The 17,618-nt window shown below is 74.2% G+C and carries 14 protein-coding genes; 12 read left to right on the top strand and 2 right to left on the bottom strand.

Annotated elements, in window-relative coordinates; all coding sequences use genetic code 11:
• Positions 1–2: 2 nt before the first annotated feature.
• The 11 genes from purL (at position 3) to IG63_RS22080 (ending at position 15,281) form a co-directional block, all read left to right on the top strand.
• The gene (gene purL, locus IG63_RS0108425; RefSeq protein ID WP_084596838.1) at positions 3–2,282 is read left to right on the top strand and encodes a phosphoribosylformylglycinamidine synthase subunit PurL; all 2,280 of its coding nucleotides are present in this window, start codon (positions 3–5) and stop codon (positions 2,280–2,282) included.
• A 144-nt stretch (positions 2,283–2,426) separates the two neighbouring features.
• Positions 2,427–4,589 carry an ATP-binding protein gene (locus tag IG63_RS0108430; protein ID WP_157210077.1) on the top strand — a complete coding sequence of 721 codons (2,163 nt, stop codon included), beginning with the start codon at positions 2,427–2,429 and terminating at the stop codon, positions 4,587–4,589.
• Between the two features lie 9 nt (positions 4,590–4,598).
• Positions 4,599–4,949 (top strand): sterol carrier family protein, encoded by a 351-nt coding sequence (locus IG63_RS0108435; RefSeq protein WP_051706395.1) that lies wholly within the window; start codon positions 4,599–4,601, stop codon positions 4,947–4,949.
• Positions 4,950–4,975: 26 nt separating this feature from the next.
• Positions 4,976–6,334: a dipeptidase gene (locus tag IG63_RS0108440; RefSeq protein ID WP_030483933.1), complete on the top strand. Its 1,359-nt coding sequence runs from the start codon at positions 4,976–4,978 to the stop codon at positions 6,332–6,334.
• Between the two features lie 115 nt (positions 6,335–6,449).
• Positions 6,450–8,489, top strand: a complete 2,040-nt coding sequence (locus tag IG63_RS21425; protein ID WP_051706396.1) for a sensor histidine kinase — start codon at positions 6,450–6,452, stop codon at positions 8,487–8,489.
• Positions 8,490–8,498: 9 nt separating this feature from the next.
• A complete protein-coding gene (locus IG63_RS0108450) occupies positions 8,499–9,293 on the top strand; it encodes an inositol monophosphatase family protein (protein WP_051706398.1) in 795 nt (264 codons plus the stop codon).
• 201 nt (positions 9,294–9,494) lie between these two features.
• On the top strand, positions 9,495–11,822 hold the full coding sequence (locus IG63_RS0108455; RefSeq protein WP_030483936.1) for a molybdopterin cofactor-binding domain-containing protein: 2,328 nt from the start codon (positions 9,495–9,497) through the stop codon (positions 11,820–11,822).
• A gap of 14 nt (positions 11,823–11,836) precedes the next feature.
• Positions 11,837–12,322: a (2Fe-2S)-binding protein gene (locus IG63_RS0108460; protein WP_030483937.1), complete on the top strand. Its 486-nt coding sequence runs from the start codon at positions 11,837–11,839 to the stop codon at positions 12,320–12,322.
• A gap of 28 nt (positions 12,323–12,350) precedes the next feature.
• On the top strand, positions 12,351–13,919 hold the full coding sequence (purF, locus tag IG63_RS0108465) for an amidophosphoribosyltransferase (protein WP_030483938.1): 1,569 nt from the start codon (positions 12,351–12,353) through the stop codon (positions 13,917–13,919).
• A complete protein-coding gene (gene purM / locus IG63_RS0108470; RefSeq protein WP_030483939.1) occupies positions 13,916–14,977 on the top strand; it encodes a phosphoribosylformylglycinamidine cyclo-ligase in 1,062 nt (353 codons plus the stop codon). Before purF ends, purM begins: the two co-directional genes overlap by 4 nt.
• Positions 14,978–15,104: 127 nt before the next feature.
• Positions 15,105–15,281 (top strand): DUF3073 family protein, encoded by a 177-nt coding sequence (locus IG63_RS22080; protein ID WP_084596840.1) that lies wholly within the window; start codon positions 15,105–15,107, stop codon positions 15,279–15,281.
• A gap of 28 nt (positions 15,282–15,309) precedes the next feature.
• Here IG63_RS22080 and IG63_RS0108480 read toward each other — a convergent pair whose 3' ends face one another.
• Positions 15,310–16,437, bottom strand: a complete 1,128-nt coding sequence (locus tag IG63_RS0108480) for a Glu/Leu/Phe/Val family dehydrogenase (protein ID WP_084596842.1) — start codon at positions 16,435–16,437, stop codon at positions 15,310–15,312.
• Between the two features lie 317 nt (positions 16,438–16,754).
• Here IG63_RS0108480 and IG63_RS0108485 point away from each other — a divergent pair, with 317 nt between their 5' ends.
• The gene (locus IG63_RS0108485; RefSeq protein ID WP_030483941.1) at positions 16,755–16,967 is read left to right on the top strand and encodes a BldC family transcriptional regulator; all 213 of its coding nucleotides are present in this window, start codon (positions 16,755–16,757) and stop codon (positions 16,965–16,967) included.
• 47 nt (positions 16,968–17,014) lie between these two features.
• On the opposite strand, the gene IG63_RS20570 is transcribed toward IG63_RS0108485, so the two are convergent.
• Complete coding sequence (locus tag IG63_RS20570) at positions 17,015–17,590, bottom strand: DUF2231 domain-containing protein (protein ID WP_051706400.1); 576 nt, start codon at positions 17,588–17,590, stop codon at positions 17,015–17,017.
• Between the last annotated feature and the right edge of the window lie 28 nt (positions 17,591–17,618).

Genomic DNA, 17,618 nt, shown 5'->3' on the forward strand with positions numbered 1-17,618 from the left:
CCGTGCCGGAGCCCGCTGCCTCGCCCGTCCTGTCCTCGCTCGACACCGTGAGCCGCGCGGGCGCCGACCCCGACCGCGACCAGCCGTGGGCCGAGCTCGGGCTCAAGCCCGACGAGTACGCCCGGATCCGCGAGATCCTCGGCCGCCGCCCGACCAGCTCGGAGCTGGCGATGTACTCGGTGATGTGGAGCGAGCACTGCTCCTACAAGTCGAGCAAGGTGCACCTCAAGCAGTTCTCCGAGATCCCGCAGGAGACGCGCCGCGGCAAGATGCTCGCCGGCATCGGCGAGAACGCCGGCGTGATCGACATCGGTCAGGGCTACGCCGTGACCTTCAAGGTCGAGAGCCACAACCACCCGTCGTACGTCGAGCCCTACCAGGGCGCCGCGACCGGCGTCGGCGGCATCGTGCGCGACATCCTGGCCATGGGCGCGCGCCCGGTCGCCGTGATGGACCCGCTGCGCTTCGGCCCGCTCGACGCGCCTGACACCCACCGGGTGCTGCCCGGGATCGTGGCGGGCGTGGGCGGCTACGGCAACTGCCTGGGGCTGCCCAACATCGGCGGCGAGGCGGTCTTCGACGCGACGTACCTCGGCAACCCGCTGGTCAACGCGCTGTGCGTGGGCGTGCTGCGCCACGAGGACCTCCACCTGGCCAAGGCGAGCGGGGCCGGCAACCTGGTGGTGCTCTACGGCGCCCGCACCGGCGGCGACGGCATCGGCGGGGTCAGCGTGCTGGCCAGCGAGACCTTCTCCGACGGCGGACCGACAAAGCGGCCGAGCGTGCAGGTGGGCGACCCCTTCCAGGAGAAGCTGCTCATCGAGTGCACCCTGGAGCTCTTCGCCGCCGGCGTGGTCGCCGGCATCCAGGACCTCGGCGGGGCGGGGCTCTCGTGCGCGACCAGCGAGCTGGCCAGCGCCGGCGACGGTGGCATGCACGTCGACCTCGAGAGGGTGCCGCTGCGCGACTCCTCGCTGGCGCCCGAGGAGATCCTCATGAGCGAGAGCCAGGAGCGGATGATGGCGGTCGTCGAGCCGGCCGACGTCGAGCGCTTCCTGGCGATCTGCGAGCGGTGGGACGTCGAGGCCACGGTGATCGGCGAGGTCACCGAGGGCGAGCGGCTGCAGATCGACTGGCACGGCGAGCGCGTGGTCGACGTGCCGCCGCGCTCGGTGGCACACGACGGTCCGACCTACCAGCGCCCCTTCGCGCGACCCGACGAGCAGGACGCGCTGCAGGCCGACCGTGCCGAGGACCTCCCGCGGCCCTCGGGTGGGGAGGAGCTGCGCGGCACGTTGCTGCGGCTGCTGGCGAGCCCCAACCTGTGCGACAAGTCCTGGATCACCGACCAGTACGACCGCTACGTGCGCGGCAACACCGTGCTCGCCCAGCCGAGCGACGCCGGCATGGTGCGCGTCGACGAGGAGACCGGGCTCGGCGTCGCGGTCAGCACCGACTGCAACGGTCGCTTCGCCCGGCTCGACCCGTACGCCGGCGCGCAGCTGGCGCTGGCGGAGAGCCACCGCAACGTCGCCGCAGGAGGTGCGGTGCCCCTGGCCATCAGCGACTGCCTCAACTTCGGCAGCCCCGAGGACCCCGCGGTGATGTGGCAGTTCGCCGAGGCCTGCCGCGGTCTCAAGGACGCCTGCGTCGAGCTGGGCATCCCGGTGACGGGCGGCAACGTCAGCCTCTACAACCAGACAGGCGAGACCGCGATCCTCCCCACCCCGGTCGTCGCGGTGCTCGGCGTGATCGACGACGTCACGCGGCGCACCCCCACCGGCTTCACCGCCGCGGGCCACCGGGTGCTGCTGCTCGGCGAGACCCGCGAGGAGCTGTCGGGGTCGGAGTGGGCCCACGTGGTCCACGGCCACCTCGGCGGGCTGCCTCCCCGGGTCGACCTGGGCGCGGAGGCCGCGCTCGCCGCCCTGCTCGCCGAGGCCGGGCCCGGCCGCGGGCTGCTCGGCGGCGCCCACGACCTCTCCGACGGCGGGCTCGCCCAGGCGCTGGCCGAGTCTTCGCTGGCGCGCGGGATCGGCTGCACCGTCGAGCTGCCCGGCGACCCCTTCGTCGCCCTCTTCGCCGAGTCGACGGCGCGGTGCCTGGTCACCGTGGCCCCCGAGCAGGAGGCCGAGCTGCTGGCCCTGGCCGGCGAGCACGGCGTGCCCGTGACCGCCCTGGGCAGCACCGGCGGCGACGTGCTCGAGGTCGGCACCTTCGCGGTGCCGGTCGAGGAGCTGCGCACCGCCTGGACGGCCACGCTGCCCGCCGCCCTGGGCTGAGTCCCGCTCCGGGTCGAGCCGCGCATCCCGGTGGTCTTGTCCACCTTCGGTGGGCTTTCGTAACTAGCGCCCGACTTGTCGTGAATGTGCGAGCCTGGCGGCGCTGCCCGCGGCTGCGGGCGCGTGGTCCCCGGGGGAGTGGCGATGGTGGAGCGCGTGCGGCTGCTACGCCGGCGTCCCGTGCTGCTCGGCGCAGTCGCGGGCCTCGTGGTCCTCGCGGCCGCGCTGGTGGTGCCTCGGCTGCTGCCCGTGCCCCGCGCCGTCGACGCCGCCGAGCTGCTCCTGGGCGGGTACGCCGCGCTCCTGTGCGCCCGGGTGGCGCGCCACTCCCGCGGTCGGGAGCGGCTGGCGTGGTCGCTGCTCACGCTGGCGCTGGTGTGCTGGAGCTGGAGCGGCGTCACCCACGCGGTGCAGACGGTGCTCGGGCAGCCGCTCTCCGAGGCCGGCCTGGCGCTGCACGCGCCGTACGCCGCGGGACTGCTGCTGACCTGGGTCGCGCTGCTGCGGCTGCCGGTCCGAGCGTGGCGCCCCGGTGAGCGGGCGAGGGCCTGGCTCGACGGGGTCGTGCTCTTCGCCTGCTTGCTGCTGCTCCTGCACCTGCTGCTGCTGCGGCGCGTGCTCGGCGACGCCAGCCCCGCGGAGACCGCGCTCGCCCTCGGCTACGTGCTGGTCGACCTCGGGCTCGTGGTCACCGCGGTCGACGTGCTGCGCCGGTGCGGGCCGCGTCGCCGTCCCCCGCTGCTGCTGGTCGCGGCCGCGCTCGCGCTGTGGACGGTGGCCGACGGCGCGACCCTGGTCGACCTCGTCTCCGGCAGCTCCGGTGCCCAGGTCCTCGCGAACGCGCTGTACGCCGCGGGCTTCGCGCTGGTCGCGGCCGCCGCCCGCGCCGCGCTGCACCCGCCGCTGCCGCACGAGCGTCCGCTGCCGGCCGCCCCGCGCGCCACCCGCGCGGCCCGTCACGCCGCCGCTGTCGGGCCCGACGTCTTCATCCTGGCCGTCAGCTGGGTGGTGCTCCTGGTGGGCCCGCGCAGTGCCGTCGACTGGGCGCTCACGGCGCTCGCCGGCGGGCTCGCCGCGGTCCGCCAGGTGTGGCAGGCCACCCGGGCGACCCGCACCTGCGACCAGCTGGAGCGCATGGTCGCCGAGCCCACCGACGAGCTGCAGTTCGTCACCGGGAGCCACGGCCGCATCCTCGACGCCGTCGGCGAGGGCATCATCGGGGTCGACCACCGCGGCCGGATCTCCTTCGCCAACGCCAAGGCGCTGCACCGCCTCGGCTGGTCGCGCGAGGAGCTGCTGGAGCGCGACGCCTGCGAGGTGCTCTGCCCCGAGCCGCACCGCCAGTGCGCCGTGCAGCTCGTGCTCGAGACGGGGGCGGCGCTGCAGGACGTCGAGACGGCGTACCTGCACCGCGACGGCACCCTGCTGCCCGTCGAGCTCACCGCCGCGCCCAAGCCCGACGAGCGCGACTCCGACCTGCACGGGGTCGTCGTCGCCTTCCGCGACGTCAGCGCCAAGCGGGCCATCGAGCAGCACAAGCACCAGTTCGTCTCCTCGGTCAGCCACGAGCTGCGCACCCCGCTGACCTCGATCCGGGGAGTGCTGGAGGTGCTGGCCGACGGCGACGCGGGCGACCTGACGCCGACGGCGCGCTCGCTGGTGGTCACCGCCGAGCGCGGCGTGCAGCGCCTGGGTCGGCTGGTCGACGACATCATCGACGTCGAGAAGCTCGCGGCCGGCACCTTCAGCGTGGTGCCCGTCGCGACCGACCTCGAGGAGGTGCTGCTCGACGCGGTGACCTCGCTGCAACCGCTGGCCGCGCAGACCGGCGTGGGGATCTTCCTGGAGCCGCTGCAGGTCGACCCGGTCTGGTGCGACCCCGACCGGGTGGTGCAGGCGCTGGTCAACCTGATCGGCAACGCCGTGAAGTTCAGCGCTCCCGGCGACGCGGTCGAGGTGCACGCCGGCAGCGCCGACGGCGAGGTGCGGGTCGAGGTGCGCGACCAGGGCCGCGGCATCCCCGCCGAGGACCTGCCGCACGTCTTCGAGCGCTTCCGCCAGGTGAGCGTCTCCGACGCCAAGGAGAAGGGCGGCACCGGCCTCGGCCTGACGATCACCCGCTCCATCGTGGAGCGGCACGGCGGCCGCATCTGGGTGGAGAGCGAGCTCGGCGTGGGCTCCACCTTCGGCTTCACGCTGCCGGTGGTGGCGGTGCCGCGCACGGCCGACGAGGTGGTCGGGGCCGCTCCCGCGGCCTCGCGCGAGCTCGTGGGCGCCCCGGAGCCCGAGGTCCGGGGCGTCGCCTAGGGTCGCTCCGTGCCCGCCCGACTCCGTCCCGCCGACCCTGCGCAGGTCGCCGAGGCGCTGGCGCGCGACGAGCCGACCCGCGCCGACCTCAAGCTGCTCGTCAAGCACTTCCTCGCTGTGCTCTCCGAGCGCGCCCCCGGGGCGTCGGTCGAGGTGCGCGTGCCGCCGTACGCCGCCGCCCAGGTGGTGCCCGGTGTGCGACACACCCGCGGCACCCCGCCCGCCGTCGTCGAGCTCGACGCGGAGGTCTGGATCGCCCTCGCGACCGGGCGCACCACCTGGGCCGAGGAGCTCGCCGCCGGCCACGTGCGGGCCTCGGGCGAGCGCGCCGACCTGGCGGCGTACCTCCCGCTGGGCTGAGACGGCTGCCCCGTAGGGTCCGCGTCATGGACATCGCTGAGCTGCGCAGGCGCGTCGAGGCCGAGCTGCCGAGGGTCCGTCGGGACCTCGAGGACCTGGTGCGGATCGAGTCGGTCAGCGCCGACCCGGCGCGGGCCGAGCAGGTGCAGCGCAGCGCCGAGGCCACCGCCGCGCTCTTCGCCGCCGAGGGCCTCCGGACGCGCATCGTCACGGCGCACGACGACGGCGTCGCGCCCGCGGTGATCGCCACGAGGCCGGCCCCCGAGGGTCGCCCGACCGTGCTGCTCTACGCCCACCACGACGTGCAGCCGGAGAACGACCACGCCGAGTGGGACTCGCCGCCCTTCGAGCCCACCGAGCGCGACGGGCGGCTCTACGGCCGCGGCGCCGCCGACGACAAGGCCGGCATCGCCGCCCACCTCGCTGCGATCCGCGCGCTCGGCGACGACCTCGACGTCGGGGTCACGGTCTTCGTCGAGGGCGAGGAGGAGGTCGGCAGCGACACCCTGCCCGCGCTGCTGGCCCGCTACGTCGACGACCTGCGTGCCGAGGTGATCGTGATCGCCGACAGCGGCAACTGGGACATCGGCGTGCCCGCCCTGACCACCAGCCTGCGCGGGCTGGTGCGGGTCGACGTCACCGTGCGCACGCTGACCCACGCGGTGCACTCGGGCATGTGGGGCGGCGTCGTGCCCGACGCGCTGATGGCGCTGGCCCGGCTGCTCTCCCAGCTCTACGACGCCGACGGTGGGCTCGCGGTCGCCGGCCTGCACGCCTCGCCCGCCGCCGACGTCGACTACCCCCTCGACCGGCTCCGCGCCGAGTCCGGCCTGGCTGAGGGCGTGCAGCAGGTCGGCACCGGTCCCGCGGTGGAGCGGCTGTGGACGCAGCCCGCGCTCACCGTCACCGGCATCGACGCCCCGCGCGTCGACGGCGCCAGCAACACCCTGACCCCCGTCGCCCGGGCCAAGCTGTCGATGCGCATCGCCCCCGGCGACACCTGCGAGAGCGCGCTGGCCGCCCTCACCGCGCACCTGGACGCCACGGTGCCGTGGGGAGCCCAGCTCGACGTCGACGTCGTCGACACCGGCGAGGCCACCGCGATCGACGCCACCGGACCGGCGTACGACGTGGCCCGCAGCGCCTTCGAGCGGGCCTGGGACGGCACCCCGCCGATCGACATGGGGGTGGGCGGCTCGATCCCCTTCATCGCGGAGTTCCTCGAGCGCTTCCCGGAGGCCAGCGTGCTCGTGACCGGGGTCGAGGACCCCGACACGCGGGCGCACGGCGCCAACGAGGGCCTGCACCTGGCCGAGTTCGCCCGGGTCTGCCTCGCCGAGACCCTGCTGCTCCACGACCTCGCCCTGGAGCCCGCCGCTCACTGACGGTCCGGCACCCGCTCCAGGCACTACGATGCCGCCCTGAGGACTGCGCGGCGTGCCCGGACGCCGCGCCGCGCTGGGGATGGGGCGGGGTGTGCGTGCGGCAGGACCGAGCCCGGTGAGCTCCCCGCCGTGGCTCGTCGTCGTCCTCGTGCTGGCGAGCGGCGTGGCCGCCCTGGTCGCGTCGTCCTCCCTGGTCGCCGCCGTGGTCGCCCAGCTGGCGGTGGTCGGCGTCTGCGTGCCGGTGGTGGTCTGGTGCCGCCGCGCCGCCGTCGCCAGCGACGGCCGCTGGGCGTCGGGCTGGCGGCTGCTGACCCTGGCAGCCGTGCTCTTCCCGGCGGCCAACCTCGTCACGGTGGTCTCGGTGGTGCTGCCCGACCGCGGCATCAACAGCCTGATCTATCCCCTGCAGGGCGGCGCGATGCTGGCGGTGCTCACGGCGCTGGTCGTGCTGCCGCGCCCCCGGCGCAGTCGCGGGCTCACGCTGCGCACCTGGCTCGACGTGGCCGTGCTGGTCTCGAGCGTGGCGCTGGTCGGCGCCGTGGTCCTCATGGGCGGCGAGCTCAGGTCGTCGGCGGGCGCCGACCTGGTCTTCGCGCTGGCCTACCCCACCGCCTCGCTGGCGATGCTCGCCGTCGCCTACGAGCTCAGCCGACACCACGTGCAGGCGGACCGACCCGAGCTCGCCTTCCTCACCGCAGCCTTCGCGGTCTGGCTGGTCGGCGCCACGGCGTACGCCGCGCTGACTCCCGACGCCTACGTCGCCCCCGCGCCGGTGTCGTGGACGGTCGGCGTCGGCAGCCTGCTGCTGGGCCTCGCCGCGCGGGTCGCCGCGCGACCCCGCGGCGCCGGCTCCGAGCTCGGGGAGCGCACGGCGCGCGTCGTGCTCGCGGCGCCCGAGGCGTCGGTGGTGCTGGCCGCGCTGACCGTGGTGCTCGGCGGCCTGCCGCTGGGGCCGCAACGGGTGCTGGCCGCCGTGGTGGCGGCCGTGGTCATCGCCCGGCACCTGGTGGTCACCTCCGACGCGCGCCGCTTCCACTGGCGCCTGGAGCGGGAGGTGGCCGAGCGCACGACCGAGCTGCGTCGCATGACCGAGCGCTACGTGCGCATCCTCGACACCGTGGGCGACGGCATCGTGAGCATCGGCCCCTCGGGACGGGTCATCTTCGTCAACGCCGCGGCGCGCCGGCTGCTCGTCGCCCGTGACGGCGAGCTCGTCGGACGCGACGCGTGCGAGGCGCTGTGCACCCCGGCGCCGCACGACTGCCCCTTCGAGGAGGTCGGTCGCGGCCGCGTGCTGCGCGGCGTCGACACCGAGCTGCGCCGCTCCGACGGGGGGATCGTGCCGGTCGAGCTGAGTGCCGCGCCCGAGCTCCGTGACGGCCAGGAGCTGCCGCGGGGCGCCGTCGCGGCCTTCCGCGACGTCTCCGACCGCATCGCCGTCGAGCAGGTCAAGCGCCAGTTCGTCTCCTCGGTCAGCCACGAGCTGCGGACGCCGCTGACCTCCGTGCGCGGCGTCCTGGAGATGTTCGCCGACGGCGAGGCCGGCGACCTCAGTCCCGTGGGCCGGTCGCTGGCCGCCAACGCCAGCCGCGGCGTGGAGCGGCTGAGCCGCCTCGTCGACGACATCATCGACGCCGAGAAGCTGGCCACGGGCGAGTTCCGGATGCAGTGCTCCCGCGTCCCGCTCCCGCGGCTGCTGCGCGACGCCGCCGCCACGCTGCAACCGCTGGCCGCCGGCTCCGGGGTGAGCCTGGTCGTCGAGGCCCCCGGGTCCGACGTGGTCTGGGCCGACCCCGACCGGGTGGAGCAGGCCCTGGTCAACCTGGTGGGCAACGCGGTGAAGTTCTCCCCCCGTGGCAGTGCGGTGACCGTGGGCGCGTCCGCACTCGACGGCCACGCCGTGGTCTCCGTGCGCGACGAGGGCCCGGGCATCCCGGGCGACCAGCTCGAGCACGTCTTCGAGCGCTTCCACCAGGTCACGTCCGGCGACGCCACCGACCGCGGCGGCACCGGGCTCGGGCTCACCATCACCCGGGCGATCGTGGCGCAGCACGGCGGCCGGGTCTGGGTGGAGAGCGCCGAGGGTGAGGGCGCGACCTTCCACTTCACGCTGCCCCTCGCGGGCGCGCACGGCGTGAACGGACGGCCCCGATAGCCTGCAGCGGTGCCGCTCTCGACCGAGGCCGTCCTCGCGCTGGTCCAGGAGGTCGCCGCCGAGGTGGTGACCCCGCGCTTCCGCTCCCTGAGCGAGGAGCAGATCGACGAGAAGCGCCCCGGCGACCTCGTCACGGTCGCCGACCGCGAGGCCGAGGAGCTGATCACCGCGGCGCTGCGGGCGGCGTACCCCGACGCCGTCGTGCTCGGCGAGGAGGCCTTCTCCCTCGACCGCGAGCTGCTGCCGCGCTTCGTGGCCGCCGACCACGGCTTCACCGTCGACCCGGTCGACGGCACCAAGAACTTCGTCGCCGGGTCGCCCGACCACGCCGTCATGGTCAGCGAGGTGCGCGACGGCCAGCCGGTGCGCGGCTGGATCTGGCAGCCGGAGCACCGGCGCGCGTGGGTCGCCGAGCACGGCGCCGGGGTGACCCGTGACGGCGAGCAGGTGCGCCGCGCCCCCGCCGGCGACCAGCCGCAGGGAGCGACGTCCATCTGGTCGCGCCGCGGGCGCCACCCCGAGGGCCTGCCCTCGCTGCGCGGGTCCTGGGTCTGCTGCGGCGTCGACTACCCCCGGCTGATCGAGGGTGCGGCCGACTACCTGCTCTACGGCCACACCAACCCCTGGGACCACCTCCCCGGCGCGCTCATGGTCCGCGAGGCCGGTGGCGCGGTCGCCCACGCCGACGGCACGCCGTACGACGCTCGCTCGGGGGGTCGCGGGCTGGTCGTCGCCTCCGACCCCGCCACGCTCGACCGCGCGGTCGAGGCCTGCCGCGACCTCTGGCCGCGACCTCGCGGCTGACCCCACCCAAGACCCCGGGGCACACCCCGGCACTCTCGGGATGCGGACACGCGTCTCGCGAGGCGAGCGTCGTGCGCAGGGATGAAGTTGCATGAAGTGGACGTACCGGATGGTTGGGTGCTCAACGACCGGCGGGTAGGTTCCGAGGCGGGGAGGGAAGCCCGGGTGCGCCCGGGTCCCCACACGGTCTTGGAGCGACGCGTGACGACCCAGTCCGACCTCACCGACACCTCACCAGCCGGGGCCAGCCGACGCGGCTTCCTCGGCTACGTCCTCGGCGGCAGCACCCTCGTCGCCGCGGCTGACCTCGGCCTGGGCCGCGCCCCCGCGGCCCACGCCGCCGTCCCCTCGCCGCCGCAGGTCGCCGAGCTCTACGACCTCGAGGACCTGCAGACCGACGCCGCCCGGCCGACGGCCAACCTGATCACCATCACCGTCGACGACGAGGGCCGCGCGACCTTCGCGCTGCCGCGCTCGGAGAACGGGCAGGGCATCACGACCTCGACGGCGATGCTCATCGCCGAGGAGCTCGACATCGACGTCGAGGACGTGGTGGTCGAGCTCGCGCCGGCGCGGCCCGAGCTGGTCTTCAACCAGCTCACCGGCGGCTCCAACACCACCGTCTCCACCTACACCCCGGTGCGGGTGGCCGCGGCGATCGCCAAGGGCGCGCTGCTGCGCGCGGCCGCCGTCCAGCTCCGCACCACCGTCGACCTGCTGGAGTCGAAGGCCGGCGTGATCCGTGCCCCGGGCGGCGCCTCCGCGACGTACGGCGAGCTGGCGCGCGCGGCGGCGTCCGAGACCACCCAGCGCGTCGAGGTCGACCTCAAGCCGGCCTCGGAGTTCACCACCATCGGGACGCCGCGCAACCGGGTCGACGCCCGCGACATCGTGACCGGCGCCAAGAAGTTCGTCACCGACCTCGACGTGCCCGACGCCCTTCCCACGATGGTCTGCCGCCCGCCGACGCTCAACGGCACCCCGCGGGCCCTGCGCAACCGCGCCGAGGTGCTCGCCATGCCCGGCGTGACCGACGTCGCCCAGATCGCCACCGGCATCGCGGTGCGCGCCGAGACCTTCGGCCAGTGCATCGAGGCGATCCGCGCGATGGACGTGGAGTGGAACGGCGGACCCGTCGACGGGGAGGACGACGAGTCGGTCCTCGCCGGCCTGCGCCGGGCCGCGCTCCCGATGGCCGTGCCGAAGGTGCCCGTGCTGGCCAAGACGGTCGACCTCGAGTTCGAGTTCATGTTCCGCAGCTCCGCCGCCCTCGAGCCGTACGCCGCCATCGCCGACGTCCGCGACGGTCGCGCCGAGGTCTGGGCGGGCCTGAAGGCCCCGATCGTGGCCCAGAAGAAGATCGCCGAGGCGATCCTGCTGCCCACCACGGCGATCACGGTCAACGTCGTCACGGGCGGGGGGTCCTTCGGCCACAAGCTCTTCCCCGACCACGCGGTCGAGGCCGCCCGGGCGTCGAAGGCCATGGGCAAGCCGGTCAAGCTGATGTGGCACCGCGCCGACGAGCCCCGGCAGGGGCGGGTGCACCCCCTGTGCACCTCCCGGGTGCGCGCCACCCACCTCGCCGGGCAGGTGCTGAGCTTCGAGCAGCGGCACACCAGCGTCGAGACCGACTTCAGCCACGGGCTGGGCGACATGCTCAGCGCCACCGCCGCCGAGCTGCCGCCGGGCGTGGGCAACCTCTCCGTCGCGGAGGGCATCTTCGCCCTCACCCAGGAGCTGCCCTACGACTTCGGTGTCGTGACCCAGCTGCTGACGGAGGCCGACCGGCGCTTCAACACCGGCTCGATGCGCAACATCTACTCGCCCGACGTGCGCGTCGCCAACGAGCTGGTCGTCGACGTGCTGGCCGCGGCGCTGCGCAAGGACCCGCTCGACTTCCGGCTGCAGTTCCTCAAGGACGAGCGCACCCGCGCGGTGCTGGAGCGTGCGGCCGAGGTGGCCGGCTGGGGCAAGGCGATGCCACCCGGCACCGCGATGGGGCTGGCCGTCCACAAGGAGTACAAGGGCTCCACGGCCTGCGTGGTCGAGCTCGACTGCCGCCCCGAGACCGTGGGGCGGACCGTCCGCGACGCCGTCACCGGGCCCCGCGTGACCAAGGCGGTCTTCGCCGTCGACGCCGGCCTGGTCGTCAACCCGCGCGGCCTGGAGGCGCAGATGATCGGCGGCTTCGCCGACGGGCTCGCCCTGACCCTGACCAGCAGCCTGCACCTGCGCGACGGTCACTTCCTCGAGGCGAGCTGGGACAACTACTTCTACACGCGCCAGTGGAACGTCCCGCCCGACTTCCGGGTGGAGATCGTCGACGCCGGGGTCGACCAGCCGGGCGGTGCGGGGGAGGCCGGCGTCGCCGCGTCGGCCGCCGCCGTGGCCTGCGCCTACGCCCGCGCCACGGGCAGCGTCCCGAAGCGCTTCCCCATCAACCACGACGACCCGATCTCCTTCGAGGTCAAGTCGTTCGTCCCGCCGGTCCCCGCCGCGCCGACCAACGGGCGCGACCTCACCTACTAGAGCCTGGAGTCCCCATGCCGATGCACACCTTCACCGTCAACGGCGAGACCGTGACCGTCGACGCCGACGACGACGTCCGCCTGCTCTGGGTGATCCGCGACCTCCTCGGCCTCACCGGTCCCAAGTACGGCTGCGGGATCAACGTCTGCAAGGCCTGCACCTCGCACCTCAACGGCAAGGCCTTCAACCCGTGCGCCGTCCGGGTCGGCGACGTCGCGGAGTCCGACGAGGTCACGACCATCGAGGGCCTCGCCGACACCGACGGCACCCCCGAGGGGGAGCTGCACCCGATGCAGGAGGCCTGGCTCGAGCGCGACGTCGCCCAGTGCGGCTACTGCCAGCCCGGCCAGATCATGGCGGCGGTCGCCAAGGTGAAGCAGGTCAGGGCCGAGGGGCGCTCGGTGACCGAGGCCGACCTCGACGAGATCCGCAACGTCTGCCGCTGCGGCACCTACACCCGGATCCGCGAGGCGGTGAAGCTCGGCGCCGCCCGCATGTGAGGGTCCGGCTGCCCGTACAGTGGGGCCCGTGGCCAGCCCCCCCAGCCGTCATCGCGGGCGCCGTGGTGACGGCCGCCTCACCCAGGAGATCGATCCCCACGACCGCGGCCCGCAGGACGCCTGCGGCGTCTTCGGCGTCTGGGCGCCGGGGGAGGACGTCGCCAAGCTGAGCTACTTCGGGCTCTACGCCCTGCAGCACCGCGGCCAGGAGTCGGCCGGGATCTCGGTGAGCAACGGCAGCCAGATCCTGGTCTACAAGGACATGGGACTGGTCTCCCAGGTCTTCGACGAGTCCACGCTGGAGGCGCTCAAGGGCCACGTCGCGGTCGGGCACTCGCGCTACTCCACCACCGGCGCCAGCACCTGGGACAACGCGCAGCCCACCTTCCGCTCGACCCCGGACGGCTCGATCGCGCTCGCCCACAACGGCAACCTGACCAACACCCGCGAGCTGCAGCGGATGGTCGCCGACCTGCCCCACGACGACGAGCTCGACTTCGGCCGCAAGCTCCAGGTGAGCACCAACGACACCTCGCTCGTGACGGCCCTGCTCGCCCACCACCCCGACACCTCCCTGGAGGAGCGCGCGGCCGAGCTGCTGCCCTCGCTGCGGGGCGCCTTCTCCTTCGTCTGGATGGACGAGCAGACGCTGTACGCCGCCCGCGACCCGCAGGGCATCCGGCCCCTGGTCGTGGGCCGGCTCGAGCGCGGTTGGGTCGTGGCCAGCGAGACCGCCGCGCTCGACATCGTGGGTGCCTCCTTCGTCCGCGAGGTCGAGCCGGGCGAGATGGTCGTCGTCGACGAGGACGGCCTGCGCACCCGTCGCTTCGCCGAGGCCGCGCCGAAGGGCTGCCTCTTCGAGTTCGTCTACCTCGCCCGCCCCGACACCCGCATCTCCGGCACCCGGATGCACTCGGTCCGGGTCGAGATCGGTCGCCGGCTGGCCCGCGAGTTCCCTGCCGACGCCGACCTCGTCATGCCCGTGCCCGAGTCCGGCACCCCCGCCGCCATCGGGTACGCCGAGGAGAGCGGCATCCCCTACGGCATCGGGCTGGTCAAGAACAGCTACGTCGGCCGCACCTTCATCCAGCCGAGCCAGACGATCCGGCAGCTCGGCATCCGGCTCAAGCTCAATCCGCTGCCCGACGTCATCGAGGGCAAGCGGCTGGTCGTCGTCGACGACTCCATCGTGCGCGGCAACACCCAGCGCGCGCTGGTCCGGATGCTCCGCGAGGCGGGCGCCCGCGAGGTGCACGTGCGGATCTCCTCGCCCCCGGTGAAGTGGCCCTGCTTCTACGGCATCGACTTCCCGACCCGCGCCGAGCTGATCGCCAACGGCCTCTCCTCCGAGGAGATCTGCGAGACCGTCGGGGCCGACTCGCTGGCCTACATCTCGCTGGAGGAGCTGGTCGAGGCGACCACGGTGCCCAACGACGAGCTGTGCCGGGCCTGCTTCGACGGCGTCTACCCCGTCGCCCTGCCCGAGCCCGAGCACCTCGGCAAGCACCTCCTCGAGCTCGCGCCGATGCTCGACGTCGGGACCCTGACCACCACCGTCGGCGGCACCGGGGCCGGCGACTCCCTGGAGCGGCCATGACCACGGGCAGCAGCTACGAGGACGCCGGCGTCTCGATCGAGGCCGGCGACCGCGCCGTCGAGCTGATGAAGGTGTGGGTCGACAAGGCCCGGCGCCCGGAGATGGTCGGCGGCATCGGCGGCTTCGCGGGGCTCTTCGACGCCAGCGCGCTCAAGGCCTACGACCGCCCGCTGCTGGCGTCGTCCGCCGACGGCGTCGGCACCAAGGTGGCGATCGCCCAGGCGATGGACAAGCACGACACCATCGGCTTCGACCTCGTCGGCATGCTCGTCGACGACCTGGTCGTCTGCGGCGCCGAGCCGCTCTTCCTGACCGACTACATCGCGACCGGGCGGGTGGTGCCCGAGCGCATCGCCGCCATCGTCAAGGGCATCGCGGAGGCGTGCGTGGTCGCGGGCTGCGCCCTCGTCGGCGGCGAGACCGCCGAGCACCCGGGGCTGCTCGGACCCGACGACTACGACGTGGCGGGCTCGACCACCGGCGTGGTCGAGGCCGGCCAGCTGCTCGGCCCGGGCCGGGTCCGTCCCGACGACGTCGTGGTCGCGATGGCCTCCTCGGGGCTCCACGCCAACGGCTACTCCCTGGTGCGGCACGTGCTGCTGCAGCAGGCGGGCCGGCAGCTGGACGAGCACGTCGACGACCTCGGCCGCACCCTGGGGGAGGAGCTGCTCGAGCCCACCCGGATCTATGCCCGGGCCTGTCTCGACCTCGCCCGCGACACCACCACCCACGCGATGTCGCACATCACCGGCGGTGGCCTGGCCGCCAACCTGGAGCGGGTGCTGCCGGTCGAGCTCGACGTCGTCCTCGACCGCAGCTCGTGGAGCCTGCCCCCGGTCTTCGGCCTGGTGGCGGAGACCGGCGGCGTCGCGCGCGACGACCTCGAGCGCACCCTCAACTGCGGGGTGGGCATGGTCTCGCTGACCGCGGCCGACGACGCCGACCGTGCCATCGCGCTGCTGGCCGGACACGGCATCGAGGCGTGGGTCGCCGGCACCGTCGTGCCCGCCGAGCCCGGGGGCGGCGGCCGGGTGCGCCTGGTCGGCCACCACCGCTGAGCTGCGCGGCGACCCGGCGGGGTCGCGTGCGGGATTGACCAGCGGCCGGTTAGGGTTGGGTCACGAACAGTTGATTCCGACCGGCTGCCGATGAGCGCCGGCCAGACGCGTGAGGGGGTCGACCCATATGGGGCGCGGCCGAGCTAAGGCGAAGCAGACCAAGGTCGCTCGCGATCTGAAGTACCGCACCCACGAGGCGGACTTCGGCGCGCTGGCGAAGGAGCTGCACGGCGACCAGCCGGAGGACGACGTCGACGAGGTCGACGACAAGTGGTCGGACTACGCCGACCGTCCTCGCGACTGACCTCACCGAGGGGCGCCCCCGGCGTCCCTCACCCCTCCGGCAGCCAGACGCCGGGTGCGGAGCGCTGCATGCGCTGCTCGGCGATGCGGTCCGCCGCGACCGCCGGTGGCACGCCGTCGGACGCTGCGCGCGCGAAGACCTCGCGCGTGGTCGCGTGGATCCCGGCGGCCCGCTCACGAGCACGGGCGAAGTCGAAGCCGTCCAGCTCGTCGGCGACCTGGATCAGGCCGCCTGCGTTGACGACGTAGTCGGGTGCGTAGAGCACGCCCCGCTCCTCCAGCAGCCGCTCCACGCCCGGGTGGGCGAGCTGGTTGTTGGCCGCCCCGCACACGACGCGGGCGCTGAGCACCGCCACGACGTCGTCGTCGAGGGCGCCGCCCAGCGCGCACGGCGCGTAGACGTCGAGCGGCTCGCGCACCAGGGCAGCGGTGTCGGCCACGGCCCGGACCTCGGGGCGGGCCTGGAGCAGGGCGCCGAGCGTCGGGGCGTGCACGTCGGTCACCACGACGTCGGCCCCCTCGTCGAGCAGGTGGCCGACGAGGTGACGGCCCACCTTGCCGACGCCGGCCACGCCCACGGTGCGTCCGGTGAGCTCGGGAGAGCCCCACGCCACCTCGGCGGCGGCGCGCATGCCCTGGTAGACGCCGTACGCCGTCAGCACCGAGCTGTCGCCCGCACCGCCCTGCTCCACGCTGCGCCCGGTCACGTAGCGGCACTGCTCGGCCACGACATCCATGTCGGCCGAGCAGGTGCCCACGTCGCAGGCGGTGTAGTAGCGCCCGCCCAGCGACTGCACGAAGCGCCCGTAGGAGCGCAGCAGGTCGGGCGTCTTGTCGGTGCGGGGGTCGCCGAGGATGACCGCCTTCCCGCCGCCGAGCGGGAGACCGGCCATGGCGGCCTTGTAGGACATCCCCCGGGAGAGCGCGAGCACGTCGCGCAGCGCGGCGTCCTGGTCGGCGTACGCGTGGAAGCGGGTGCCGCCGAGGGCCGGGCCCCGGGCGGTGGAGTGCACCGCGACGAGGGCGCGCAACCCGGTGTCGGGATCGGCGCAGGCGACCACCTGCTCGTGCCCTTCGAGGGCGTCGAACAGGCCGGTGGTGCTGGGGTGGGCGGGCTCCCGGTGGGTGGGGGGAGCGCTGGGGGACGTCGTCGTCACGGTGGTGACCTCTCGTGCGGGGCGGATGGCGCCCGGTCACGCAGGTCGTGCGCACCGGACACCTCCACGGTCCCACGCGGGTCGGGGCTGGACCACCCGCCGAGGGTCGGGGAGAATGTCAAGGCATGTCGGACTTGGCCCGATTGCACGATATCGGTGGCCCGGCAAGGGTGGATCTCGGCTGGTCTAGTCAAGATGCGGGGGTTTCGCCCCACTTTCCGGAATCCGGACATTTCAGGTTTCGCCAGACCTGCCCCGGTGGCAGTATCAACAGGCAGAGCAGGGAGCTCTGGAACCAAGCACCAAGGGGGAACGCCGTGGTTACGCGTCCGACCGAATCTGAATCACTCCTCACGCCCGCTGAGGTCGCCGCCATGTTCCGCGTGGACCCCAAGACGGTCACGCGCTGGGCGAAGGCCGGCAAGCTGTCCGCGATCCGCACGCTGGGTGGCCACCGCCGCTACCGCGAGTCCGAGGTGAAGGAGCTGCTGGGCGACGTCATCCCGACGCAGCGCAGCGCCCGCGAGTGACCCGCCGCCTCACCTGACCTGATCCGTCCCGGAGACCCCTCGGCTGCTCACCGGGGGGTCTCGGTCGTTCCCGCCCCTCGGTCGTCGGCGTCCGGGGGGTCTCGGCGTGCGGTGCCGTGGCGCAGCGCGAGGTGCCCGCCGAGGAAGCCCCCGGCCACCATCACCAGGTTGCCCGCGAGCGCGAGCCTGCCGCCGCGGCCGTGGCCGCCGCGCAGCCGGGCGACGAGCGAGCCGAGGAAGAGGAACGTCGCGGCGTCGGTGGCGACCGCGTGCACCGCGCCGACCCGGCGCTGGACCCCCCCGACCTCCGCCCAGTCGGCGGCCCCCGCCAGCGCGGTCGGCACGGAGGCCAGCAGCCCGAAGCCCGTCAGCAGCGTCGCCGCGCGGCGCGACTCGGCGCCACCGGTGAGGTCGAGGAGCGAGGCCCCCAGCCAGCACCCGGTCGTCACGTCGGTCAGCGGCGGGTGCATCGAGTGCCCCAGCGCGTCGGTGTGCAGCGGGCTGCGCCGCACCCGGTCGATCAGCGGCCCGTAGACGGCCTCCTGAGCGCGGGCGAGCCGTTCGGCGAGCTCGCTCTCGCCGACCGCTGCAGCCGCGCGTTGCGGCAGCGTCGTGCGTGCCACGTCGCCACGCTACGCCGTCGACGACCGG

Origin of the sequence: Nocardioides aequoreus (assembly GCF_000720335.1) — a bacterium.
Lineage (GTDB): Bacteria > Actinomycetota > Actinomycetes > Propionibacteriales > Nocardioidaceae > Marmoricola > Marmoricola aequoreus.

Excerpts from the sequence above, each read along its gene's own strand:
- IG63_RS0108430 (WP_157210077.1), top strand. The coding sequence starts at position 2,427 with ATGGTGGAGCGCGTGCGGCTGCTACGCCGGCGTCCCGTGCTGCTCGGC.
- IG63_RS0108440 (WP_030483933.1), top strand. The coding sequence starts at position 4,976 with ATGGACATCGCTGAGCTGCGCAGGCGCGTCGAGGCCGAGCTGCCGAGG.
- IG63_RS0108460 (WP_030483937.1), top strand. The coding sequence starts at position 11,837 with ATGCCGATGCACACCTTCACCGTCAACGGCGAGACCGTGACCGTCGAC.
- purM (WP_030483939.1), top strand. The coding sequence starts at position 13,916 with ATGACCACGGGCAGCAGCTACGAGGACGCCGGCGTCTCGATCGAGGCC.
- IG63_RS22080 (WP_084596840.1), top strand. The coding sequence starts at position 15,105 with ATGGGGCGCGGCCGAGCTAAGGCGAAGCAGACCAAGGTCGCTCGCGAT.